This window comes from Mesorhizobium sp. M2A.F.Ca.ET.067.02.1.1, assembly GCF_004023285.1.
Lineage (GTDB): Bacteria > Pseudomonadota > Alphaproteobacteria > Rhizobiales > Rhizobiaceae > Mesorhizobium.
Genome location: NZ_RZSB01001315.1, coordinates 1 through 737, shown reverse-complemented (window position 1 = coordinate 737; position 737 = coordinate 1). Strand labels below are relative to the sequence as shown.

At 65.0% G+C, this 737-nt stretch carries 1 protein-coding gene and 1 pseudogene; both read left to right on the top strand.

Going from position 1 to position 737, the window contains the following annotated elements; all coding sequences use genetic code 11:
- A pseudogene (gatB, locus tag EOA28_RS37545) lies at window positions 1–332 on the top strand (Asp-tRNA(Asn)/Glu-tRNA(Gln) amidotransferase GatCAB subunit B); the annotation flags it as partial.
- A gap of 4 nt (window positions 333–336) precedes the next feature.
- Window positions 337–737: GNAT family N-acetyltransferase (locus EOA28_RS37540; protein ID WP_128315932.1), on the top strand; the 401-nt coding region annotated here is incomplete at its 3' end.

Genomic DNA, 737 nt, shown 5'->3' with positions numbered 1-737 from the left:
CGCCTGAGCAGCTGGGCGCCGTGCTCGACCTGATCAAGGAAGGCACCATTTCAGGCAAGATCGCCAAGGACCTGTTCGAGATCGTCTGGAACGAGGGTGGCGATCCGCGCCAGCTGGTCGAGAGCCGCGGCATGAAGCAGGTCACCGACACCGGCGCCATCGAGAAGGCCGTCGACGAGGTGATCGCCGCCAATCCGGACAAGGCCGAGCAGGCGCGCGCCAAGCCGACCATGGCCGGCTGGTTCGTTGGCCAGGTCATGAAGGCGACCGGCGGCAAGGCCAACCCGCAGGCGGTCAACGACCTCGTCAAGGCCAAGCTGGGCATCGAATAGAGCGATGTTCGTCCGCACCGCCAGCGAGCGCGATCTTGTTGCGGTCCGCGCGCTGCTGGTCGAGACCTGGCATGCGACCTATGATGCCATCTATGGCGCCGAGCGGGTTACGGCGATCACCGACGACTGGCATTCGATCACCTCGCTCAAGACGCGGCTGACGCGTCCGAATTCCGAGTTCCTGGTTGCTGACGACGGCAAGCGGCTCGGCGGCATGGCGTTCGCCGCCGCAACCACCGACCCGAAGATCGTCCTTCTGAACCAGCTCTACGTGCATCCGGCCTGCCAGCGGCAGGGGATCGGCCAGTCGCTGCTCGACGAAGTCGAGGCCAGTTTTCCGGAGATGGATACGCTGCGCCTCGAAGTCGAGGAAGCAAATGCCGTGGCGATCGCCTTCTACCAGGC